Origin of the sequence: Klebsiella sp. KTE92 (assembly GCF_000398905.1) — a bacterium.
Classification (GTDB): domain Bacteria; phylum Pseudomonadota; class Gammaproteobacteria; order Enterobacterales; family Enterobacteriaceae; genus Klebsiella; species Klebsiella variicola.
On the sequence record NZ_KB976100.1, the window covers coordinates 1,091,129 to 1,114,355 of the forward strand.

Annotated in this window: 21 protein-coding genes and 1 pseudogene; 12 read left to right on the forward strand and 10 right to left on the reverse strand. The window is 55.6% G+C overall.

Features of this window, described 5'->3' with window-relative positions; all coding sequences use genetic code 11:
* Positions 1–110 precede the first annotated feature (110 nt).
* Positions 111–383, forward strand: coding sequence for a metal/formaldehyde-sensitive transcriptional repressor (locus A1WC_RS19925; protein ID WP_012542675.1), 273 nt, complete (start codon positions 111–113; stop codon positions 381–383).
* A 62-nt stretch (positions 384–445) separates the two neighbouring features.
* Here the strand turns inward: A1WC_RS19925 and A1WC_RS19920 are convergent, their stop codons facing one another.
* Positions 446–2,005, reverse strand: coding sequence for an EAL domain-containing protein (locus tag A1WC_RS19920; RefSeq protein ID WP_016160386.1), 1,560 nt, complete (start codon positions 2,003–2,005; stop codon positions 446–448).
* A gap of 233 nt (positions 2,006–2,238) precedes the next feature.
* Positions 2,239–3,348, reverse strand: coding sequence for an ABC transporter ATP-binding protein (locus tag A1WC_RS19915; RefSeq protein WP_016160387.1), 1,110 nt, complete (start codon positions 3,346–3,348; stop codon positions 2,239–2,241).
* Positions 3,349–3,704: 356 nt separating this feature from the next.
* Here A1WC_RS19915 and A1WC_RS19910 point away from each other — a divergent pair, with 356 nt between their 5' ends.
* From A1WC_RS19910 to A1WC_RS19885, 6 genes are all read left to right on the forward strand, one after another.
* Positions 3,705–4,937, forward strand: coding sequence for a maltodextrin ABC transporter substrate-binding protein (locus tag A1WC_RS19910; protein WP_016160388.1), 1,233 nt, complete (start codon positions 3,705–3,707; stop codon positions 4,935–4,937).
* A gap of 62 nt (positions 4,938–4,999) precedes the next feature.
* Positions 5,000–6,307, forward strand: coding sequence for a carbohydrate ABC transporter permease (locus A1WC_RS19905; protein WP_008805425.1), 1,308 nt, complete (start codon positions 5,000–5,002; stop codon positions 6,305–6,307).
* A gap of 10 nt (positions 6,308–6,317) precedes the next feature.
* A complete protein-coding gene (locus A1WC_RS19900; RefSeq protein WP_016160389.1) occupies positions 6,318–7,169 on the forward strand; it encodes a sugar ABC transporter permease in 852 nt (283 codons plus the stop codon).
* Between the two features lie 4 nt (positions 7,170–7,173).
* Positions 7,174–8,376 carry a glycoside hydrolase family 53 protein gene (locus A1WC_RS19895; protein ID WP_008805426.1) on the forward strand — a complete coding sequence of 401 codons (1,203 nt, stop codon included), beginning with the start codon at positions 7,174–7,176 and terminating at the stop codon, positions 8,374–8,376.
* A 30-nt stretch (positions 8,377–8,406) separates the two neighbouring features.
* Complete coding sequence (locus A1WC_RS19890) at positions 8,407–10,464, forward strand: beta-galactosidase (RefSeq protein ID WP_016160390.1); 2,058 nt, start codon at positions 8,407–8,409, stop codon at positions 10,462–10,464.
* 64 nt (positions 10,465–10,528) lie between these two features.
* The gene (locus A1WC_RS19885) at positions 10,529–10,843 is read left to right on the forward strand and encodes a glucose PTS transporter subunit EIIB (RefSeq protein WP_008805428.1); all 315 of its coding nucleotides are present in this window, start codon (positions 10,529–10,531) and stop codon (positions 10,841–10,843) included.
* Between the two features lie 136 nt (positions 10,844–10,979).
* Here A1WC_RS19885 and A1WC_RS19880 read toward each other — a convergent pair whose 3' ends face one another.
* Entirely contained in the window at positions 10,980–12,251 is a 1,272-nt protein-coding gene (locus tag A1WC_RS19880; protein ID WP_008805429.1) for a maltoporin, read from the reverse strand.
* 270 nt (positions 12,252–12,521) lie between these two features.
* Here A1WC_RS19880 and A1WC_RS19875 point away from each other — a divergent pair, with 270 nt between their 5' ends.
* The 3 genes from A1WC_RS19875 to ykgO all read left to right on the forward strand — a co-directional run bounded on the left by A1WC_RS19875 (position 12,522) and on the right by ykgO (position 14,112).
* Positions 12,522–13,592 carry a LacI family DNA-binding transcriptional regulator gene (locus tag A1WC_RS19875; RefSeq protein WP_008805430.1) on the forward strand — a complete coding sequence of 357 codons (1,071 nt, stop codon included), beginning with the start codon at positions 12,522–12,524 and terminating at the stop codon, positions 13,590–13,592.
* 116 nt (positions 13,593–13,708) lie between these two features.
* Positions 13,709–13,972 (forward strand): type B 50S ribosomal protein L31, encoded by a 264-nt coding sequence (locus A1WC_RS19870; protein ID WP_008805431.1) that lies wholly within the window; start codon positions 13,709–13,711, stop codon positions 13,970–13,972.
* Positions 13,972–14,112 carry a type B 50S ribosomal protein L36 gene (gene ykgO, locus A1WC_RS19865; protein WP_002892018.1) on the forward strand — a complete coding sequence of 47 codons (141 nt, stop codon included), beginning with the start codon at positions 13,972–13,974 and terminating at the stop codon, positions 14,110–14,112. Before A1WC_RS19870 ends, ykgO begins: the two co-directional genes overlap by 1 nt.
* On the opposite strand, the gene A1WC_RS19860 is transcribed toward ykgO, so the two are convergent.
* Positions 14,109–14,807, reverse strand: coding sequence for a GNAT family N-acetyltransferase (locus A1WC_RS19860; protein ID WP_016160391.1), 699 nt, complete (start codon positions 14,805–14,807; stop codon positions 14,109–14,111). The two genes, ykgO and A1WC_RS19860, sit on opposite strands and share 4 nt — an antisense overlap.
* 100 nt (positions 14,808–14,907) lie before the next feature.
* Between A1WC_RS19860 and A1WC_RS19855 the strand changes: the two genes are divergently transcribed.
* Entirely contained in the window at positions 14,908–16,365 is a 1,458-nt protein-coding gene (locus tag A1WC_RS19855; protein WP_016160392.1) for a PLP-dependent aminotransferase family protein, read from the forward strand.
* Here A1WC_RS19855 and A1WC_RS19850 read toward each other — a convergent pair.
* Positions 16,334–16,804 (reverse strand): YlaC family protein, encoded by a 471-nt coding sequence (locus tag A1WC_RS19850; RefSeq protein ID WP_008805434.1) that lies wholly within the window; start codon positions 16,802–16,804, stop codon positions 16,334–16,336. The genes A1WC_RS19855 and A1WC_RS19850 overlap by 32 nt on opposite strands.
* Before the next feature lie 39 nt (positions 16,805–16,843).
* Between A1WC_RS19850 and A1WC_RS27820 the strand changes: the two are divergent.
* Positions 16,844–16,969: pseudogene (locus A1WC_RS27820) on the forward strand (hypothetical protein); the annotation flags it as partial.
* Here the strand turns inward: A1WC_RS27820 and maa are convergent.
* The 5 genes from maa to acrA all read right to left on the reverse strand — a co-directional run bounded on the left by maa (position 16,941) and on the right by acrA (position 23,130).
* Entirely contained in the window at positions 16,941–17,507 is a 567-nt protein-coding gene (gene maa, locus A1WC_RS19845) for a maltose O-acetyltransferase (protein ID WP_016160393.1), read from the reverse strand. The pseudogene A1WC_RS27820 and the gene maa sit on opposite strands and share 29 nt — an antisense overlap.
* Positions 17,508–17,665: 158 nt before the next feature.
* On the reverse strand, positions 17,666–17,884 hold the full coding sequence (locus A1WC_RS19840; RefSeq protein WP_002892050.1) for an HHA domain-containing protein: 219 nt from the start codon (positions 17,882–17,884) through the stop codon (positions 17,666–17,668).
* A 26-nt stretch (positions 17,885–17,910) separates the two neighbouring features.
* Positions 17,911–18,285, reverse strand: coding sequence for an Hha toxicity modulator TomB (gene tomB / locus A1WC_RS19835; protein WP_008805436.1), 375 nt, complete (start codon positions 18,283–18,285; stop codon positions 17,911–17,913).
* A 482-nt stretch (positions 18,286–18,767) separates the two neighbouring features.
* Positions 18,768–21,914: a multidrug efflux RND transporter permease subunit AcrB gene (gene acrB, locus A1WC_RS19830; RefSeq protein WP_008805437.1), complete on the reverse strand. Its 3,147-nt coding sequence runs from the start codon at positions 21,912–21,914 to the stop codon at positions 18,768–18,770.
* A 22-nt stretch (positions 21,915–21,936) separates the two neighbouring features.
* A complete protein-coding gene (gene acrA, locus A1WC_RS19825; protein ID WP_008805438.1) occupies positions 21,937–23,130 on the reverse strand; it encodes a multidrug efflux RND transporter periplasmic adaptor subunit AcrA in 1,194 nt (397 codons plus the stop codon).
* Positions 23,131–23,227: the final 97 nt, after the last annotated feature.

Sequence of the window (23,227 nt, forward strand, 5' to 3'; positions counted from 1 at the left end):
TACCCCCCAGTAGAAAAAGCGGCTGACAAAAGGGATCATGCTATGCTGGCAGGCGTTGCCGGCGACGAGGGCCGGGCAATGACGGACAGAATGAAACGGTGGATCGTGCAATGTCACATACAGTTCGACACAAGAAGATGTTACTGACCCGACTGAAGAAAATTCAGGGGCAGAGTTCCGCGTTAGAGAAAATGCTTAATCGCGAGCATGAGTGCGCTGAGGTACTCCAGCAGCTGGCGGCGATCCGCGGCGCGGTCAACGGCATGATGCTGCAGGTTATTCAGGGGCATCTGACTGACCATGTGGTGAAAGAGCCTGAAGAGACACAGCGTGAAGCGGATCTGGAAACGGTGATGCAGGTCATTAAATCCTATCTGAAGTAGCACCTGGCAGCGGGCGGCCAAGAGGCCGCTCCGGCTGGCGTTCCGCTCAACGCTCCTGTCGCTTAATGGGCATGGAGGTTATTTTCCGCCCACAGAATGAACTTCTCTTTCGGCAGCGCCTTGCTGTACAGCCACCCCTGGGCGTACTGGACGCCATGCTGTCGCAGCCAGTCGCGCTGGCTTTCGGTTTCCACCCCTTCGGCGACGGTGGCCAGATTGAGCGCCTTGGCCATTTCAATAATGTGCGGCGTCAGCGGCCGGTACTCGAGGGTATCGACAAAAGATTTATCGATTTTCAGCGTATCGACGTCCAGTTTCTGCAGATAGCTCAGGCTGGAGTAGCCGGTGCCAAAGTCATCAATCGAGATACGATGCCCGGCCTGACGGTAGTGAGCGATCACCGGCATGGTGGTCTCCGGGTCGACAAACCCGCGCTCGGTGATTTCAAGGATGATCTGTTCGGCGGCGATCCCCCAGTGCTGCAGCTGATCGTGTAACAACGTCGGCAGGGTGGGCGAGCGTAAATCATCTACCGACAGGTTGATGGAGATGTGCACTTCCGGCCGCAGCCGCAGCCAGGGACCGAGATCGGTAAAAATTTTCCTGACGATATCTTCCGTCAACTGCGTAATCAGCCCGGTCTGCTCGGCCAGAGGAATAAAAATATCCGGCGATAAAAAGGTGCCATCGGGTTGCTGCCAGCGGGCCAGCGCCTCGGCCCCGGCGATTTTCCCATCCTGCAACGAGATTATCGGCTGGTAGTAAACCTGAATCGCTTCGGAGTTGAGGGCGTCCAGCATACTGTTGCGTGGTGATCGCAGGTGTCTCAGCAGGCGCAGCAGCAGCCAGGTAGCAAGCAGGCTGGTGAAGATGCCGACAGGGAGCCAGAAGATCAGCTGCTGGCGAATACGCTGCTGTAGCGGCAGCGTCGACGACCAGGTCACGATGCCGGAGCCCAGCTCGGGAATGCGCTGGATCCGATAGACCGTGTTATCCAGCGTCAGCATATTAACATGTGGATCTTTAATACGCTGCCAGACCGTATCCGGCAGCGGTTGGCTGCTGATCACCATTTTCAGGTGATCCAAACCAAACAGCATGGTATGGATCTTCTCCTCGCTGGCAGGAACCACATCGATAAAAGAGATGGGATCGATCATCACCATATGCTGTTGACTGCCCATGGCCGTCATCTGGTGATTAAGGCCGAGATCGTTTATTGAGGTCAGCCAGGTGCGATAGCCGTCAGGGGCAATGTGATCCGGCGGGGGAAAGGTGACCGCGACGCTATGATCTTCCAGGGAGGAACATTGCGGCACGGAATCACGCAGCCAGAGCACTTCCTGAATGTAGCGATGGGTATAGGCGATGCGGCGGAGCGTGAGCAGGTGCTCAGGGCTACAGGAGGCGGCGGTGTGTGAGTCGGCCTCACGTAGCGCTTCCCTGGCCTGATCGGCAACCTGCAGCGTGCGGACGACGATACGGTTGGAATAGTCATCCAGTTCACGATAGAACTGCAGCTTGGCCTGCCGCGCTGCCTGCCAGATGCTGAGTGAGATGGGCAGGATGATGGCCAGTATCAGCACCCCTGTAAACAGCGCCACCAGATGCCGGGTCCTCATGCCTGTGTCCTTATCGTTCGCCGGGTGTCATCAGTATATGCGAAAGATAAATCAGGCGCAGCGAGAGAAGTGAGCTGAGGTCGCGAAAAAACCGGCATCGCGAGAGGCTGCGATGCCGGGAGAGAAGGATGATTCCGATGCAGCAGAATAAAAATGAGGGTGTGAATGCCGGGCAGGGTGTGTTCCGGCATTCAGTCGCAGCATACGCGGCGCAGATGACAGCAATATGTTAGCTAGTGCGCATCCGGCGCCGGGATATCAGCGCTGATACGCAGGTCATTCTCATCAAATACCATGCAAAAGCGCTCATCGAAGGCCAGATTTATTTTCTGCCACGGGCGGAAATGGACGTCGCCGGGCAGCAGAACCTTGACGTTATCGTGGCCGTAGCACTGGCCGAACAGATAGGTATTGTTACCCAGACGTTCCACCACTTCACATTGAAACTCCACCACGGTACCGGTAGTGACGTCGGGCGTGAGATGCTCTGGCCGGATCCCCAGCGTCACCGCGGCGCCGGGCTTCAGCGGCTGGGTAGCGATATTGAGGGCCAACTGATGGTCCTGCGCGAGGGTGACCGTTAAGCGTTCCGGCTGCCAGTCGCTGACGATGGCCGGCAAAAAGTTCATCTTCGGCGAGCCGATAAAGCCGGCGACGAATTTGTTGACCGGATTGTAATACAGCGCCATCGGCGAACCCATTTGTTCGACTTTCCCGTAGTTCATGACCACGATTTTATCGGCCAGCGTCATCGCCTCTACCTGATCGTGGGTGACATACACCATGGTGGTCTTCAGCTCCTGGTGCAGACGGGCAATATGCAGGCGCATATCGACGCGCAGCTCCGCATCGAGGTTAGAGAGCGGCTCATCGAACATAAACACCCGGGGATTACGCACGATCGCCCGGCCAATGGCCACGCGCTGCCGCTGGCCGCCAGAGAGCTGCTTCGGTTTACGATCCAGCAGGTGCGAGAGCTGCAGCGTTTTAGCCACCATTTCCACCTGGCGACGGATCTCCGTTTTCGGCACTTTATTCACCTTCAACCCGTAGCCCATGTTCTCTGCCACCGTCATGTGCGGGTAGAGCGCATAGGACTGGAAGACCATCGCCACGCCGCGGCGGGCGGGCACGACATCATTCATCACCTCATCGCCGATCAGCACTTCACCCTCGCTGACCTCTTCCAGACCGGCAATCATGCGCAGCAGCGTCGATTTTCCACAGCCGGAAGGACCGACGAAAACGGCAAACTCGCCATCTTCAATATCGAGATTGACCTGGTGCAGCGTCACCGTGCTGCCGAACCTTTTGGTGACATTCCTCAGTCGTATATTGGACATCCACATTCCCCGAAGTGAGTAGCTGTTGTTTGCCGTTGCTTTGTCGCTGTGTGTAGCATGAATTGTATTACGTGTAACAAATCAGCGTGGCGATGTTCAACAGCAGTAAAATCATGCCCTGACTATAACTTCCGCAGTTTTAGCGCCATACAGCGGCGTTTCATTTCTGTAATGATGATCACACAACTGGCAGCTTATGGTAGTTTTGTCAGCGATCTACGGGTAGCGTATAACAAAAGAGAGCTGGAGCCTTTTTCTCATATAACTCGGCAGTTTGAAGTGATTTATTTTTCTGACTGGCAGAGATAAGCCCAATAAAAACCATTAAATTGTTATACCTTCACATGAGGTTGATAATGAAAAAGAACATGCTTGCTGCACTGATCCTTACCACCCTGGCGGCGGGGCAACTCACCAGCCTGCAGGCGCACGCTGCCGGGCAGCTCAACGTCTGGGAGGACATTAAAAAATCCGCGGGTATTAAAACCGCGGTCAGTGATTTTGAGAAGCAGTACAACGTGAAGGTCAATCTCCAGGAGATGCCTTATGCCCAGCAGCTGGAAAAGCTGCGCCTCGACGGCCCGGCGGGCATTGGGCCGGACGTGCTGGTGATCCCGAATGACCAGCTCGGCGGCGCCGTGGTTCAGGGACTACTCTCGCCGCTCAGTGTCGATCAGGCGAAACAGGATGCCTTTACGCCAGCCTCCATCAATGCCTTCCGCATGGACAACGCGCTGTACGGGATCCCGAAAGCAGTGGAAACCCTGGTGCTTATCTACAACAAGGACCTGATCGACAAGCCGCTGGACAGCCTGCAGGCCTGGCTGGACTACTCGAAAACCCAGCGCGAGCAGAACAAATACGGCCTGCTCGCCAAGTTTGACCAGATCTATTACAGCTGGGGGGCGATTGGCCCGATGGGCGGCTATATCTTTGCTAAAAACGACAGCGGTGGCTTTAACCCGCAGCAAGTGGGCCTCAATACCCCCGGCGCCGTCGAAGCCGTCACCTTCCTGAAAAAATTCTATGCCGAGAAGGTCTTTCCAGCGGGGATCCTCGGCGATAACGGGCTGAATGCCATCGATTCCCTGTTTACCGAGAAAAAAGCGGCGGCGGTGATCAACGGCCCCTGGGCCTTCCAGCCGTATGAAGCCGCTGGCATTAACTATGGCGTGGCGCCCCTGCCGGCCCTGCCGGACGGCAAGCCGATGAGCTCCTTCCTGGGCGTCAAAGGCTATGTGGTATCGACCTGGAGTAAAGACAAAGCGCTGGCGCAACAGTTTATCGAGTTCATCAACCAGCCGCAGTATGTGAAAGCCCGCTATGTCGCCACCGGCGAAATTCCGCCGCTGAAGGCGATGATTGACGATCCGGTGATTAAAAACGACCAAAAGGCCAGTGCCGTCGCCATCCAGTCGGCGCGAGCGGTGGCGATGCCGGGCATTCCGGAGATGGGGGAAGTGTGGGGGCCGGCCAACGCCGCGCTTGAACTGAGCCTCACCGGTAAGCAGGCGCCGCAGGCCGCGCTCGATAACGCGGTGAAACAGATCACGATGCAGATCGAAGCAATGCAGGCCAGCAATCAGTAATTCACCGTCACGTGAAGTCACCGAGCGGGAGGGGGACCTCCCGTTTGTAGAAGGAGTCGAGTGTGAGCATCCATTCCAGCGAAAATTTTAGCGATGCACGCGGGCCCGGGCGCCATGCATGGTGCGGCCTGCTGCTGGCAATCGTGCCGGGTTTCGGTCAGTTTTATCATCGCCAGTGGCTGAAAGGGCTGGTCTTCCTGGTGCTGCTCAGCAGCTTTCTGGGGATTTTTTATGATTTCCTGCGTGAGGGGTTGTGGGGGTTATATACCCTGGGTGAAGAGGTACCCCGGGATAACTCTATCTTCCTGTTAGCGGAGGGGATTATCAGTGTGCTGATCGTCGCCTTTGGCGTGCTGATCTATTTTCTCTCGCTGCGGGATGCGTGGCTGAACGGCAAAAAACGCGATGAGGGGATCGCCCTGAACAGCGTGCGTAAGCAGTACCAGATGCTGCTGAGCGACGGCTTCCCGTACCTGATGATCACCCCGGGCTTTATTCTGCTGGTGTTTGTGGTGATCTTTCCCATTCTGTTCGGTTTCGCCATCGCCTTCACCAACTACAACCTGTACCACACGCCGCCGGCGAAGCTGGTGGACTGGGTGGGGCTGAAAAACTTCGTCAATATTTTCACCCTCTCTATCTGGCGCTCCACCTTCCTGGATGTGCTGCAGTGGACCGTGGTGTGGACGCTGCTGGCGACCACCCTGCAGTGTACGGTGGGCGTGCTGCTGGCGATTCTGGTGAATCAAAAAGATCTGCGCTTTAAGCCGCTGATCCGCACCATCTTTATTTTGCCGTGGGCGGTGCCGGGGTTTGTCACCATCCTCGTCTTTGCCGGTATGTTCAACGATTCATTCGGGGTCATCAACAACGCGATCCTGTCGTTCTTCGGTATCAGCCCGAAGGCATGGCTGACCGACCCGTTCTGGACTAAAACGGCGCTGATCATGATGCAGACCTGGCTTGGCTTCCCGTTTGTCTTTGCCATGACCACCGGCGTGCTGCAGGCGATCCCGGACGATCTGTATGAAGCGGCGACGATGGACGGCGCCAGCGCCTTTACCCGTCTGCGCACCATCACTCTGCCGCTGGTGCTGTACGCGATCGCGCCGATCATCATCACTCAGTACACCTTCAACTTTAATAACTTCAACATCATTTATCTGTTTAACAACGGCGGTCCTGCGGTGGCAGGCTCCAACGCCGGTGGGACGGATATTCTGGTGTCGTGGATCTATAAGCTGACGATGTCCTCGTCGCAGTACGCCATCGCGGCGACCATCACGATCCTGCTGTCGATCTTTGTCGTCGGCCTGGCGCTGTGGCAGTTCCGCGCCACCAAATCCTTCAAAAATGACGACATGGCGTAAGGGAAGCAACATGGCTCAATCACCCAGTATTAAACGCGAAAAGTGGATCCGACTCTCTCTCACCTGGCTGGTGGTTATTCTGGTCTCGGTGGTGATCATCTATCCGCTGGTCTGGACGGTCGGGGCGTCGCTGAACGCCGGCAATAGCCTGCTCAGTACCTCGATCATTCCGGAAAACCTGTCGTTCCAGCACTATGCCGATCTGTTCAATGGCAATGTGAATTACCTCACCTGGTACTGGAACTCGATGAAAATCAGCTTTCTGACCATGATGCTGACCCTGATTAGCGTCAGCTTTACCGCTTACGCCTTCTCCCGCTTCCGCTTTAAAGGGCGGCAGAACGGGCTGATGCTGTTCCTGCTGCTGCAGATGATCCCGCAGTTTTCCGCGCTGATTGCGATCTTTGTGCTATCGCAACTGCTTGGCCTGATTAATAGCCATCTGGCGCTGGTGCTGATCTACGTCGGGGGGATGATCCCGATGAATACCTGGCTGATGAAGGGGTATCTCGACGCGATCCCCAAAGATCTGGATGAGTCCGCCCGCATGGACGGCGCCAGCAGCTTTCGCATCTTTATCGAGATCATCATGCCGTTGTCGAGGCCGATCCTCGCGGTGGTGGCGCTGTTCTCCTTCACCGGTCCGCTGGGCGATTTCATCCTCTCCAGCACCATCCTGCGTACCCCGGATAAATACACGCTGCCTATCGGTCTGTATAACCTGGTGGCGCAAAAAATGGGTGCCAGTTACACCACCTACGCGGCGGGGGCGGTGCTGATTGCCGTACCGGTGGCGATCCTCTACCTGGCGTTACAAAAATACTTTGTCTCCGGCCTGACCTCGGGCAGTACTAAAGGATAAGCACATGAAAAGATTCACCCCCGCATGGCTTGCGGTTTGTCTGGCATGCAGTTTCTCCACCTCTTCTCTGGCCGCGGACGCGCTTGAAACCCGCGCGTTTCAGGGCATGCCGGCGGACTTTATCAAAGGCGCGGATATCTCCACGCTGCTGGATGCCGAAAAGCACGGGGCGACGTTCTACGACCAGAATAATCAGCGCAAGGATCCGATCGCGATTCTGAAAGAGAACGGCGTCAACTATGTTCGCCTCCGTCTGTGGGTGGATCCGCAATCGGCGAGCGGTGAGGGCTATGGCGGCGGAAATAACGACCTGGCCACCACCCTGACCCTCGCGAAACGGGCGAAAGCCCAGGGGATGAAGCTGCTGCTCGATTTTCATTACAGCGATTTCTGGACCGATCCCGGCAAGCAGTTCAAGCCGAAAGCCTGGGAAAAGATGGATTATCCGCAGCTGAAAACGGCGATTCATGACTATACCCGCGATACCATCGCCCGCTTTAAGCAGGCAGGCGTCCTGCCGGATATGGTGCAGATCGGCAATGAGATCAACGGCGGCATCCTGTGGCCGGAAGGGAAAAGTTGGGGGCAGGGGGGCGGCGAGTTCGACCGGCTGGCCGGGCTGCTGAACGCGGCTATCGCTGGCCTGAAGGAGAACCTGCATCACGGCGAGCAGGTGAAAATCATGCTGCATCTGGCCGAAGGGACCAAGAACGATACCTTCCGCTGGTGGTTTGATGAGATTGATAAACGCCATGTGCCATATGACGTGATTGGTCTGTCGATGTACACCTACTGGAATGGCCCGATCAGCGCCCTGAAGGCCAATATGGATGACATCAGCAAACGCTATAACAAAGACGTTATCGTCGTCGAGGCGGCCTATGCCTATACCCTGGCCAACTGCGACAACGCGGAAAATAGTTTCCAGGCGAAAGAGGAAAAGGACGGGGGTTATCCCGCCACCGTGCAGGGGCAATATCACTATATTCACGATCTGATGCAGGCCGTCATAGATGTTCCCGACCAGCGCGGCAAAGGTATTTTTTACTGGGAGCCCACGTGGATTGCCGTGCCGGGAAATACCTGGGCTACCCCGGCGGGGATGAAATATATCCACGACGAGTGGAAAGAAGGCAATGCACGTGAAAATCAGGCGCTATTTGATTGCCAGGGAAAAGTATTGCCGTCGATAAAAGTTTTTAATTAATTTTTTGTCGTTTTTTTCAGGAAGTTTATTATGAATAAATTTGCACCTTTACATCCGAAGGTTAGTACGCTGCTGCATGGCGCGGATTATAATCCGGAGCAATGGGAGAATGACCCCGATATTATTGATAAAGACATTGCCATGATGCAGCAGGCAAAATGCAATGTGATGTCGGTGGGAATATTTAGCTGGGCGAAACTGGAGCCACGCGAAGGGGTATTTAATTTCGCCTGGCTGGATACTATCCTCGATAAACTGTATGCCGCCGGCATTCATGTTTTTCTGGCCACGCCGAGCGGCGCGCGTCCGGCGTGGATGTCTCAGCGCTATCCGCAGGTTCTGCGGGTGGGACGCGATCGGGTGCCGGCCCTGCACGGCGGCCGTCACAACCACTGTATGTCGTCACCGGTCTATCGCGAGAAAACCCTGAAAATCAATACCCTGCTTGCAGAGCGTTATTCTTCACACCCGGCGGTACTGGGCTGGCATATTTCCAATGAATATGGCGGTGAATGCCATTGCGATCTCTGCCAGAACCGTTTTCGCGACTGGCTGAAGGCGCGTTACCAGACCCTGGAGAACCTCAACCAGGCCTGGTGGAGCACCTTCTGGAGTCATACCTATACCGACTGGTCGCAAATTGAATCACCTGCGCCACAGGGCGAGGTGTCAATTCACGGTCTCAATCTTGACTGGCATCGCTTTAACACCGCTCAGGTGACCGATTTCTGCCGCCATGAAATTGCCCCGCTGAAGGCGGCTAACGCCTCCCTGCCGGTGACCACTAACTTTATGGAGTATTTCTACGATTACGACTACTGGCAACTGGCAAAGGCACTGGACTTTATCTCGTGGGACAGCTATCCGATGTGGCACCGCGATAAAGACGAAACCGCACTGGCCTGCTATACCGCGATGTATCACGACATGATGCGCAGCCTGAAGGGCGGCAAACCGTTTGTGCTGATGGAATCCACACCAGGCGCCACCAACTGGCAGCCGACCAGCAAACTGAAGAAGCCGGGAATGCATATTCTCTCCTCGCTGCAGGCGGTGGCGCATGGCGCCGACTCGGTGCAGTATTTCCAGTGGCGGAAAAGCCGCGGTTCGGTTGAGAAATTTCACGGCGCGGTGGTTGACCACGTCGGGCACATTGATACCCGTATTGGTCGTGAAGTCAGCCAGCTCGGCGAGATACTGAGCAAGCTACCGGAGGTCCGGGGTTGTCGCACCGAGGCGAAAGTAGCGATTATCTTCGACCAGCAAAACCGCTGGGCGCTTGATGACGCCCAGGGGCCGCGCAATCTGGGTATGGAGTATGAGAAGACGGTCAACGAACACTACCGTCCGTTCTGGGAACAGGGTATTGCCGTCGATGTGATTGACGCTGATGTCGATTTAACGCCATACCGGTTAGTGATTGCCCCGATGTTATATATGGTGCGCGACGGCTTTGCCGCGCGGGCAGAGGCGTTTGTCGCCAGCGGCGGCCACCTGGTGACCACCTACTGGACCGGCATCGTCAATGAGTCCGATCTCTGCTATCTCGGCGGCTTCCCGGGCCCGCTGCGCAATCTGCTGGGGATCTGGGCGGAAGAGATCGACTGTCTGAATGACGGCGAGTTTAATCTTGTGCAGGGGCTTGCCGGGAATCAGTGCGGTCTGCAGGGGCCCTATCAGGTGCGCCATCTCTGTGAACTAATCCATACCGAGAGCGCTCAGACGCTAGCCACCTACCGGGATGATTTCTATGCCGGACGGCCGGCGGTGACGGTGAACGGTTTCGGGAAAGGTAAAGCCTGGCATGTCGCCTCCCGCAACGATTTAGCCTTCCAGCGCGATTTCTTTGCTGCCCTGAGCAGGGAGCTGGATCTGCCACGAGCGATAGCGGCGGATTTACCGCCCGGCGTAGTGGCTACCGCGCGCACCGACGGTGAGAGCACGTTTGTCTTCCTGCAGAACTACAGCGCGCAAAGTCATACTCTGACTCTGCCGCCGGGGTATTGGGATTGCCTGACCGACGCGGCGGCGCCGGACCCGCTGACACTCTCAGCATGGGATTGCCGTATTCTTCGTCGTCACGCCTAATCCTTTTTTCTCCACGCCTGCTCTGCTGAGCAGGCTTTTTTTTATCTTAAACCTGGAGTTTATGATGGTGAGTTTAAAATCCTTTCTGCACTATTTCTCTCCTGCACGTCCGGCACAGCCGTTAAGCGAGGTGGAAAAACAGCAAATCGAGGCGCTGATTCAGGCCTTTGGTGGCGAAGCGAATATTACGCAAGTGGATGCCTGTATTACTCGTCTGCGGGTGACGGTTCGTCATCTTGCTGCCGTGGATACTGACGCATTACAGCAGCAGGGCGCGCTGGGCGTCATTATTCTCGGTCAGCAGGTGCATGCTATTTTCGGTAAGCAGTCCGATGCGTTGCGTCAATTGCTGGATGAGCATTTTGCTACCCGGAAATAAATAAAACGGGATAACCTGAAAACAGGTTATCCCGAAAATAAGACAAAGACAGCAGTGGCAATAATGATTACCGGAGGGTAATTAATGACCTTACAGTTGGAGATATAAATAACGTATTTGTCTTACCAGCGCGATATTACCACCAGGCCTCAACCTGCACGCCGAAATTCCAGGTATTATTCGCCGTCTGGTCTTCAAACGGTTTACCATCTTCGGAATCATTCAGGTATGAAGCAAAAATGCGTAATTCCGGGCGTGACATAAAGTCCGGCCCGTCCGCGAGGCCCAGCGCAATGGTATATTTCTCACCGGCCTGTTTGTAGCTGGTGCCATTGTTATAGCTGTCTTTCTGATAGAAACCGCCGACTTCGCCAATCAGGCGGACGTAGTCGGTGAACTGATACTGCCCACGGGCAACCAGCGACAGCATCCGCGTTTTGTCGGTGTAGTCGGTAATATCATCCGCCGAGCCCCAGGTCAGGACGTGGTTGATGGAGAACTTTTCGGTAATCGGGATCAGGCCGGTGTTAATCACGCGATAGCCGGTGGCGTCGTTCACGTAGTTCCACATATCGTACCAGCCGCCGCCCTGGGAGACCATGTTCTGCGCCAGCCCTTTGTTGGCATACTGCAGCACGGTTTTGTTATAGCCGCCCAGCATATCCTGACTGATTTCACCGGTCAGCATCACGCCATTATCGGCATCGTACAGCCCGCCGTAGCTGTCCTGTTTTTTGGTGGTGTTCGGCATGGCGTAGTCGATGCCGAATTCGGTCCACGAACCCGACCACGGCTTCCAGCCTGCATAGCGTAAATCGATATAGTTAATATTGACGTTGCTGTCGCCATCGACGCGATAGTCAACGTCGTTGGCATCGCCGCGGATCCAGGCTAGCGAGACGGCGCCAGGGCCGAGGGTGTAGTTTTCCACCCCGGCCCCGGAGCCGGATATGTTCCAGTATTTGGTATCGATGATGTGCAGATCGTGGCGCTGGTAGTAACGTTTCCCCCCCCAAATCACCGCATTCGGATCGCCGGGGATCAGCCCTTTGATCTGCAGGTTCAGCTGACGTAAACCGAACTGTGCATCATCATTCAGCGTGGTTTCATTATCGTTAGAGCCGTCGGAGACCATGCTGACCATGCTGTCGAGATAGAAGCTGACGTCATCTTTCTTGTAGACCTCGGAGCCCAGCTCTAACTCACCATAGGTATCCGATTCATTACCCAAACGGCCCAGCTTGTTCTTTTGCCATTCCGCTTCACTACCATCGCCGGAGACCCCAACCCCGGCGCGCATATAGCCATGGAAATCGATACTCGGGATTGCGGCGGTCGCCGCAAACGCGGAAGGGGCGATTAGCGCAGCGGCTAACGCGGCGGAAAGGGCGCGCAGTGTCGTATTCATCTCTATCCTCTTATTGTTTTGTATTACGTTCACATAACTGATGTCATAAAATGCCTAAATGTAACTTCAGGCAAACGAGATATGATTATTGTGTGACTAAGTGCAAATAATCATGCTGGTTTTTGTTGTGATGGGTGAGGTGATTCACAATTAACTGTGTTGTGAACGTAATACTTTTTGTGGTGTAATTTTGCGATGAAAGGTGGCGGTGAGCGTTTTTTCAAATGGCCCCTGTTACAATCATGGGATAACAACATAAGGAACCGGACCATGAAGTCTAAAAGCGCTACTCTGGAAGACGTCGCACGCCATGCGGGCGTCTCTTACCAGACCGTGTCCAGGGTACTCAATAAATCTGCCAATGTATCCGAAGCGACGCGCCGCAAGGTGGAGAAATCGATAGAGGCCTTACGCTATGTGCCAAACCGGCTGGCGCAGCAGCTGGTGGGGAAGGAGAGTCAGACGGTCGGGCTGGTGACGATTTCGCTGGCCTGGCATGCGCCTTCCCAGGTGGCGGCGGCGGTAAAACGTTATGCCAATCTGGAAGGTTACCAGGTCCTGATTTCGATGATCGATGAGAGCGTCAACCAAAGTATTCAGGATTCCATCAATGAGCTGAAATCTCAGCGGGTGGATAAAGTCATTATCAACGTGCCGCTGGAGACCGAGCAGGCGCAGAAAATCGCCGCTGACAACGATGATATCGTCTGCCTTTTTCTCGATGTCGACCCCTACAGTTCCGTGTTTAACGTTTCGTTTAATCCGGCAGATGGCACCCGGGCCAGCGTCAAATATCTTTATGAGATGGGGCATCGGGAGATCGCGTTGCTGGCGGGGCCGGACAGCTCCGTCTCGGCCAAACTCCGGCTGAAAAGCTGGCTGGAGACTCTGGAGGGCTACGGCCTGAAGCCGGTGACCGTTCTGCACGGCAACTGGGATGCGCAAAGCGGCTATGCCGGCGCGCTGCAGATGCTGCGCGAAACGCCCAATTTCAGCGCCGTGCTGGTGGGTAATGACCAGATGGCGCTGGGGGTGCTCAGCGCCTTCCATCAGCACCAGGTGGCGGTGCCGGGGGAGAAGTCCGTCATTGGCTATGACGATACCTACGAAAGCTCCTTTTTCTATCCGGCGCTGAGTACGGTGTCGCTGGACCTCGATCTGCAGGGGAAAGAAGCGGTGCGGCGGATCCTCGCCAGCACCAGCGGTGCGCCACATACTTCATCCATCCTGCCGGCGCGCCTGGTGATACGTCATTCCAGCGGCGCCAGAACTGAGCAAGGCAAAGATCTGCAGGCCATCGCGGAACAGCTACGCGCCATCGCCCACCGTCTGGCGCCCTGAAACCTAAGGCGGGGAAACTCGCCTTAGGCCCATTACCCTTAATTTGAACATGGTTGATCTTTGTCGTGGAACGGCGTAACTTAAATGTTATGTTATAACATAATGACGAGGTCATCATGAAAGCCCATATCCATCCCCCCTATCGCACGGTGGTGTTTCACGACACCAGCGTTAATGAGTATTTTAAAGTCGGTTCCACCATCCGCACCGATCGCGTGATTGAACTCGACGGCGAAACTTTTCCGTATGTAACGATCGACGTCTCCTCGAAATCGCATCCGTACTACACCGGCAAACAAAAAACCTTCGCCAGCGAGGGCAGCGCGGCCCGGTTCCGTCAGCGCTTCGGCGGCTTTATTGATGCGAAAAGGAAGGCATGATGCAGGTCGTTAACTCATTACGCAGCGCCAAACAGCGCCACCCGGATTGTCAGCTGGTCAAGCGCAAAGGGCGGCTGTACGTTATCTGTAAGAGCAACCCCCGCTTTAAAGCGGTGCAGGGGCGCAAAAAACGTCGTTAACGGAAGCTCTCCAGAGTGCGGCGCTGCTGGCCGTCGGCGGTAAAATTGTCGGCGGCCAGCCATTGCCGCATGGCGTTATCCAGCTGCGGCCATTCGCCGTCTATCACCGAAAACCAGTCCGTATCCCGGTTATGTCCTTTGCTCACCAGTGCCTGACGAAAACGTCCTTCGTACTGAAAACCCAGCCGTCTTGCCGCCCGGCCCGACGGCATATTGAGACTATTACATTTCCATTCATAGCGACGATAACCGAGCGTATCAAACACATACTGCATCAACAGCCAGTGCGCTTCGGTGGCCATAGCCGTTCGGCTCAGCAACGGTGAAAAATGCACATGTCCCACCTCTACCACGCCGTGGGTGGCATCGATGCGCATTAATGCTAGCGAGCCAACCGCCTTCCCTTGCCGCTGGTCAACGACGGCAAAATGGATCGGGTCTGCCAGCGTGGCGACCTGCTCCACCCAGGCACTGAATTCTGCAAGGTTGCTCTCAGGTTCACGCAGCAGCCACGTCCAGCTGCGGGCGTCTGGCGCCAGCTGGTGAGCAGCAAACAGGTCGCTGGCATGCGCGAGAGTCAGTGGTTCGAGCCGACAGCGGCTGCCCTGTAATACCTGCCGTGCTGGCCATGGACGCGGTTGCCAGTCAGGCAGCGCGGCGCCGAGTTCCTGTCCAAACTGATTGTATTCACGCATTGCGGTTTCCTTAGCGGGGTTTTTCAGGCAGCGTACGCGCTCACTGGTTCCATAAAAAGTGCCACAGGCGTATGTTTTTATAGGGCCACGAGGAGATGAGATGAACATACCGGACGATGGTTTTTTTACGCTGGTGACGCAGGGGATACAGCACCGATCGGATGAAACCCTGCAGCGGGCCCTTTACCACACATTGCGCCATGCCATCCTGCAGGGAACTCTGGCGGCCAACTGCCGTTTGCCCGGATCGCGGGTGATGGCCGGACGGCTGCAGCTGTCGCGGAATACGGTCAATGCTGCCCTGGAGCAGCTGGCGCTGGAGGGGTACCTGACGCGGAGCCGTCAGGGGACGCAGGTGGTACCGCTCGCCGCCTGCCGCGAAGAGGCCGTGAAGGTGCCGCCCGTTGTGCTGCCTGAGCGGCTGCAAGGGCTGCCAGCCGCGATGCGTCGCGACTCTCCGGCGCTGCTGTTTACCCCTGGCATGCCGGCGGTGAACTATTTTCCGTTGCCGCTGTGGCGGCGGCTGATGGATAACGTCTTACGCGACGAGGGCAGCGCGCTGCTGGGCTATGGCGAGGCGGCAGGCGACCCCTTGCTGCGGGAGGCTATCGCTCGTCATCTGGCGCTCTCCCGGGGGATCCGTTGCGATATTCGGCAGATTGTCATTACCGAAGGGGCGCTGGAAGGGGTGAACTTATGCGCTTCGCTGTTGACGGATCCAGGCGACAGCGTGTGGGTGGAAGAGCCGGGGTACCTGGGGGCCAGGAGCAGTTTCCAGCGCGCAGGGCTGCGGGTCAGCGGAATGGCGGTCGATGACGAAGGGATGGGGATTGCCAACGGCGTCGCGGAGCCGCCCCGGCTGATCTTCACCTCTCCCTCTCATCAGTATCCCCTCGGGAGCGTCATGAGCGCCGCGCGACGTCTGGCGCTGGTGGAGTACGCCCGCCTGCACGGGGCGTGGATTGTGGAGGATGACTACGACAGCGAGTTTCGCCATAGCGGAGAGCCGATCCCGGCGATGCTGGGGATGGTGCCGGATGCCCCGGTGGTGTATCTCGGTACCTTCAGCAAAACGCTCTTTCCGGCGCTGCGTATTGGCTTCATGGTGATGCCGCCTGCGCTGGCGGATGCCGTTCAGGATGTGATTGGCACGTTGCTGCGTGGAGGACACCGCACGGAACAGCGGGCGCTGGCCAGGTTTATTGAGAAGGGGCACTATGCTCGCCATCTGGCGGCCATGCGTCGCCTGTACCGCAAGCGCCAACAACAGCTGCGTGAGGCACTGGCGCAAGAGATAACCGTGCCATGCGAGGTCCTTGGCGGGGAAGGGGGGCTCCATTTGACAGTCGCAATGGAAGGATTCGATGACCAGACGATTGCGCAGCAGGCGCGTCAGTTTCAACTGGCGCCTGCCGCGTTAAGTCATTTCTATCTCGACCCGCAGCGGGGGCGGAGCGGGCTGGTGCTGGGATATGGTAATACTTCTGCTTCCCGCTATCCGCTGGCGCTGCGGACGCTAAATCGTCTTATTGTGCAGCACCGGCGCGGGTCAGCGTAAAAACGTCGTAGAAGGAGAGCTCGCCTTTGGTGGCGACCATCTTTTTGAGCTGCGCCTTCTGCTCGCTATCGACATCCGGCGACTGAAGAATACGCTCGATCAGCTGCCGGGGAACAAAGCGGGTGTTATACCATTCCCCGTTGTAGCACACGCGAAAGTCGAGGACATCGATATCTTCATAACGATAGCGCGGATAGACGTCAAAGAAGAAAAAGGCGTTGAACAGGATGAACAGCACCACCAGCAACCAGACCGAGTCTACCAGCGTTTCAGAGCGCAGCATGACCACCAGCGTCGCCAGAAACGCGGCATACATGGCAACAAACAGCCCCGGATGGTTGCGGATAAAACTGATGCTAAAACGCGGGCGATTATCGCGTTTTTCCTGAACGTTGAGTTCGTCAATGGTATGAGTTAGCAGGCGTTGTATTTCTGTCATCTTGGTCCCCGAATTCTGCAATGAGCCAGCCGTGCATGCCCGGCGGACCAGGCGTGGCAGGCTTAGCCTGAAGGCTATTTTATGTTGCAATATTCCACGGCGAAAGTAACAGATCAGTTACAGAAAACCATAACAGTTACGGATTTGGTACCGGAAGGCGCTTAATGATCTGCGCCGGGTTGCCGCCGACAACGGCCCCGGCCGGTACATCTTTGGTGACGACTGCACCGGACGCAATGACCGCATTATCACCAATGGTCACCCCGGGATTGATTACCGCCCGCCCACCAATCCACACATTGTGGCCGATGGTCACTGGTTTGCCATATTCCTGGCCGCTGTTACGCGCTTCGGCATCCAGCGGATGGGTGGCGGTATAAATATGGACGCCCGGCGCCAGCATGCAGTTATCGCCAATATGAATAGGGCAGACGTCCAGCATCACGCAGTCAAAATTGGCGTAAAACGCGTTGCCGAGAAAGATATTGTAGCCGTAGTCGCAGCGAAAGCTTGGCTCGATATACGCATCGCCGGCGCGACCGAACAGCTCGGCCAGAATATGCTGACGTTCTTCCTGCGCATCCGGGGAGGAATGATTATAACGGTGTAACAACTGTCTGGCGCGCAGGCGATCGGCGCGAAGCGTTGGGTCGCCAGATAAATAGAGCTCACCGGCGATCATTTTACGTTTTTCTTCACTCATGGGTCTTCCTTATACCTGACTTTAGATGGCCGTAGCAGTATAAAAAAGAAACCGGTTACAGGGTTGCTGTTAGCTGAATGATGTGATGACTATCACAAAGATACCCTGCGGCGGCTGACGCGTATCGTCCGGTCAGCAGACCACGTTGTGCGCGTCGATTAGCGGATAAACTTCCAGACTGAGGTCGGGATCTTATCGTACAGCTTATTCATGGTCAGTTCAGCCAGACGATGATCGGCGGCTGAGTAAAATACCGCCAGTTCATTATCAGACAGTTCATATTTATTTTTTTCAATGACGCGCTCCAGCGTGTCAATTGTCTGGCAACGACGTAAGCGCATCAAATAGTCTGTTTTAGTTAATGGCTTATCAGACATAATTCCACCTTTTGATTGTAATAATTCTAACACGAGAGACTGGCCGGGTTTTCCCGGCTGGCGTTGACAAAGCAACGAAATAGTCGATTACCGGATTTTTTCCACTTTTGCAAATCCGTTGAGTTAATGCCGTAGTTACTGAACAAGGTAAAAGTATCGTCCAGATATTCGTCAACCTGAGCGACCAGTTTATTATCCTCAGTGTACTTAATTTTATAATTAAGCGCGAATGTGGCAATGTGCTCGATCAATTCATTTAACTGAAGATTGACAGCCGAAGTCGGGTCGTTGACCCAGCCATGGTTGCTCTCTTCCAGGTTTGCAAGGCAGTCATGATACAGCGTTTCGCAGAGAAAGCGTAGCTGTGCAATATCATGTCTTTTTGGCGAGTATTCGTCCATAACGCATCCCCTTTTGAGTGGTTTAAACGACGACTAACAAACACCGTTGTGGGATGAACACGACTAACCGACCTGACACTAACTGAGTAATCCTGCTGATTTAACTATAATCCACTCTCCAACAGATTTCATCGTGCTATTACGAAAAATTACAATTATCAGAGAGAAATTATCTTAAAAATAGACGAATTAATTTCGCAGGCCCTGGCACACAGCCCGAGAAATAGAGAAGTCTTATCAATCATCGGCTTAAGGCAGGCAGCTGTCGCGTTCAGAAACCGCCGGCCGCGGGCGTTGGTATTAGGATTATTCCTGGTAAATGAGTGTGTAAAGATCATAAGTACCAGGCAATGTGAAAAAATAGCCAGGACCATATCAATATATATTAAATGCAGTGTGAAAAATAAACAATGGCAATATGTGCCCTGTTGCGACGGACAAAAAAAGGGCCGCGAAAGCGGCCCTTTGTTCAAGTGTGACGATTAATGATGCTCAACCTGATGGCTGTGCTCAATATCTTCCGATTTCTTGCTAAAGCGGCGACGAACCACCACGAAGAACACTGGCACGAAGAAGATGGCCAGAATCGTCGCGGTCACCATCCCGCCCATTACGCCAGTACCGACGGCGTTCTGCGCGCCGGAGCCGGCACCCGAGCTGATCACCAGCGGCATAACGCCGAGGATAAACGCCAGGGAGGTCATCAGGATCGGACGCAGACGCATACGCACTGCTTCAAGCGTTGCCTCAATTAGCCCTTTACCCTCTTTCTCCATCAGGTCTTTGGCGAATTCAACGATCAATATCGCGTTCTTCGCCGACAGGCCGATGGTGGTCAACAGGCCCACCTGGAAGTAAACGTCGTTGGTTAAACCGCGGAAGGTAGCGGCTAACAGCGCACCGACCACACCCAGCGGAACGACCAGCATGACCGAGAACGGAATTGACCAGCTCTCATACAGCGCTGCCAGACACAGGAAGACGACAATCAGCGAAATGGCATACAGGGCAGGGGCCTGGTTGCCGGACAGTCGTTCCTGATAAGACATCCCGGTCCAGTCGTAGCCGATACCGGAAGGCAGTTTACCCGCCAGCTCTTCCATCAGGCTCATCGCCTCACCGGTACTCTTGCCTGGCGCTGCCTGGCCGAGAATTTCCAGGGACGGCAGGCCGTTGTAGCGTTCCAGACGCGGCGAACCGTATTCCCAACGCGAAGTAGAGAAGGCGGAGAACGGCACCATCTGACCATCGCTGCCACGAACATACCACTTGCCGATGTCTTCCGGCAGCATACGGTATTTCGCTTCAGACATGATGTACACTTTCTTCACGCGGCCGCGGTCGATAAAGTCGTTGACATAGCTCCCGCCCCAGGCCGCGCCCAGCGTTGTGTTGATGTCGCTGATGGAGACGCCCAGCGCCTGGGCTTTTTCCTGATCGATATCGATTTTAAACTGCGGTGTATCTTCCAGGCCGTTAGGGCGCACGCCGGTCAGCACGTCAGGGTGCTGCGCCACCATGCCAAACAGCTGGTTACGCGCCTGGGTCAGTTTTTCGTGGCCCAGACCGCCCTGGTCAATGAGCTGGAAGTCAAAGCCGGTCGCGGTACCCAGTTCAACGATAGCTGGCAGGTTAAAGGCGAACACCATCGCATCTTTAATCTGCGAGAAGTAGCCCATCGCCCGGCCGGTGATCGCTTCAACTTTGTTTTCCTCACCCGGACGCTGGCTCCAGTCTTTCAGCGAGACGAACGCGATGCCGGTGTTCTGGCCGCGGCCGGCGAAGCCGAAGCCGTTAACCGCAAACACGGATTCCACGTTGTCCTTCTCTTTGGTGAGATAGTAATTCGTCATCTCATCCAGCACTTTCTGCGTACGCTCCTGGGTGGCGCCGGCAGGCAGCTGCGCCATGCTCAGGAATACCCCCTGGTCCTCGTCCGGCAGGAACGAGCTCGGCAGACGGACGAAGAGCCACGCCATGCCCACCACGATGATCAGATACAGGACCAGATAACGACCGGTGCTGCGCAGAATGTTGCCTACGCTGTCGGTGTAGTGGTGCGTGCTCTTATCGAACATGCGGTTAAACCAACCGAAGAAACCGGTGGTCGCGCCATGGCTGCCTTTCTGAATAGGCTTCAGCATCGTGGCGCACAGCGCTGGCGTCAGGATCAACGCCACCAGTACCGACAGCGCCATCGCAGAAACGATGGTGATGGAGAACTGGCGATAGATGGCCCCGGTTGAACCGCCGAAGAACGCCATTGGGATAAATACCGCCGACAGCACCATGGCGATACCGACCAGCGCGCCCTGGATCTGTCCCATCGATTTACGCGTCGCTTCTTTCGGCGGCAGACCCTCTTCCGCCATTACGCGCTCGACGTTCTCGACCACCACGATGGCGTCATCCACCAACAGGCCGATGGCGAGCACCATCCCGAACATCGTCAGGGTGTTTATCGAGAAGCCAAACGCCGCCAACACCGCGAAGGTGCCTAACAGGACTACGGGTACGGCGATGGTCGGGATCAGCGTGGCGCGGAAGTTCTGCAGGAACAGATACATGACCAGGAACACCAGGATGATCGCTTCCACCAGCGTTTTAACCACTTCGTGAATAGAAATTTTCACGAACGGGGTGGTGTCATACGGGTAAACGATCTTCATCCCCGACGGGAAAAACGGCTCCATCTTCGCCAGTTCTGCACGGATAGCGTTGGCGGTATCCAGCGCGTTCGCGCCGGTAGCCAGTTTAATACCCAGACCGGATGCCGGCTGGCCGTTAAACTTCGCCACTACGTCATAGCTTTCGCCGCCCAGCTCAATTTTGGCGACATCGCGCAGACGAACCTGGGAACCGTCCTGGTTCACCTTCAGCAGAATGTTGCCAAACTCTTCGGTATTGGTCAGACGGGTTTGCGCGATGATCGAGGCGTTAAGCTGCTGGCCTTTCACCGGCGGCGTACCGCCTAACTGACCCGCGGCCACCTGGGCGTTCTGCGCTTTCAGGGCGCTGATCACGTCCACCGGCGTCAGCTGGAAGTTGTTCAGTTTGTTCGGATCCATCCAGATACGCATCGCGTACTGGGAACCGAACAGCTGAACGTCGCCGACACCGCTGGTACGGCTGATCGGGTCCTTCATGTTGGCCGCCACGTAGTCCGAAATATCGTCCTGGTTCATGGTGCCGTTGGTGTTAATAACGCCGACAACCATCAGGAAGCTGCTGGACGCTTTCTCAACGCTAATCCCTTGCTGCTGTACTTCTTGCGGCAGCAGAGGCGTCGCCAGCGCCAGCTTGTTCTGAACCTGAACCTGGGCAATATCCGGATCGGTACCGGATTCGAAGGTCAGGGTGATGGTCGCCGTACCGGTGGAGTCGCCATTGGAGGACATGTACATCAGGTGGTCGATACCGTTCATATTCTGTTCGATAACCTGAGTCACGGTGTTCTGCACGGTTTCGGCGTCAGCACCGGGGTACATGGCGGTAATGGAAATTGCGGGCGGCGCAATCGTCGGATATTGCGCTACCGGCAATTTGAGGATCGATAATCCCCCAGCCAGCATGATGATGATGGCGATCACCCATGCAAATATGGGGCGATCGATAAAGAAATTAGGCATGTCTTAACGGCTCCTGTTTAAGTTAAGACTTGGTTTGTTCTGATGGCGCGTTGCCTGCGGCTTGCTGTTTATCATCAGAAGCTACTTCCTGCGCTTTTACCTGCACGCCTGGTTTGATTTTTTGCAGGCCGGTGACGATAACGCGATCGCCCGTTTTCAGACCGTCAGTGACCAGCCATTTATCGCCAATCGCCTGAGACGCTGTGACCTGGCGGACTTCGACTTTATCGCCTTCCCCGACCACCATGACGCTGGCGTCGCCGCGCGGCGTACGGGTAACACCCTGTTGCGGTACCAGCAGGGCGTCAGGGTTAACCCCTTCTTCCAGACGGGCACGCACAAACATCCCCGGTAGCAGGGTGTGGTCCGGGTTCGGGAAAATCGCGCGCAGCGTGATAGAGCCGGTGGTCTGATCGACGGTGACATCCGAAAATTCCAGCGTGCCGGCCTGCGGATACTTAAGACCGTCATTCGTCACCAGCTCCACTTTCGCTTTGCCGTTTTCCTGTTTCAGGCGGCCATCGGCCAGCTCCTGTTTCAGGCGCAGGAAATCATTGCTCGACTGGGTGACGTCAACATAGATCGGATCCAGCTGCTGAACAGTTGCCAGGGCAGTCGTTTGACCATTCTGCACCAGCGCCCCTTCGGTCACCGCGGATTTACCAATCCGGCCGCTGATCGGCGAGGTGACTTTGGTGTAGGCCAGATTGATGCGCGCAGTTTCCACGGCCGCTTTCGCTGCGACCACGGCCGCATTGCTCTGCTGTGCCGTCGCGACGGCGGTATCGTAGTCTTGTTGACTAATATATTTAGTGCCTAACAGTTTCTGATAACGCTTGACCGTCAGTTGATCCATGTTCGCCGCCGCCTGGGCTTTTGCCAGGTCGCCTTTGGCGCTGTCATAGCTGGCCTGATAGGTGGCGGGATCGATCTGATACAGGGAAACGCCGGCCTGGATATCGCTACCTTCCACGAAGTTACGTTTTAAAATAATGCCACTGACCTGAGGACGGACTTCCGCAATGCGATAGGCGCTGGTGCGGCCTGGCAGTTCGGTGGTTATTTGTAGAGGTGCGGATTTGAGCGTCACAATACCGACTTCCGGCATGTGCTGGGCTCCTTGTTGAGCCGGTTTATCGTCACATCCTGTTAGCGCTAAGCTGCCTGAGAGCATCAGAACGACCGCCAGAGGCGTTAACCCTCTGTTTTTGTTCATATGTAAACCTCGAGTGTCCAATTTCAAAATGTTCAGTGGCTCAAACAACCACAAACCCACTACAGTCTTTCTATTATGGTCATGCTATGGTACATAC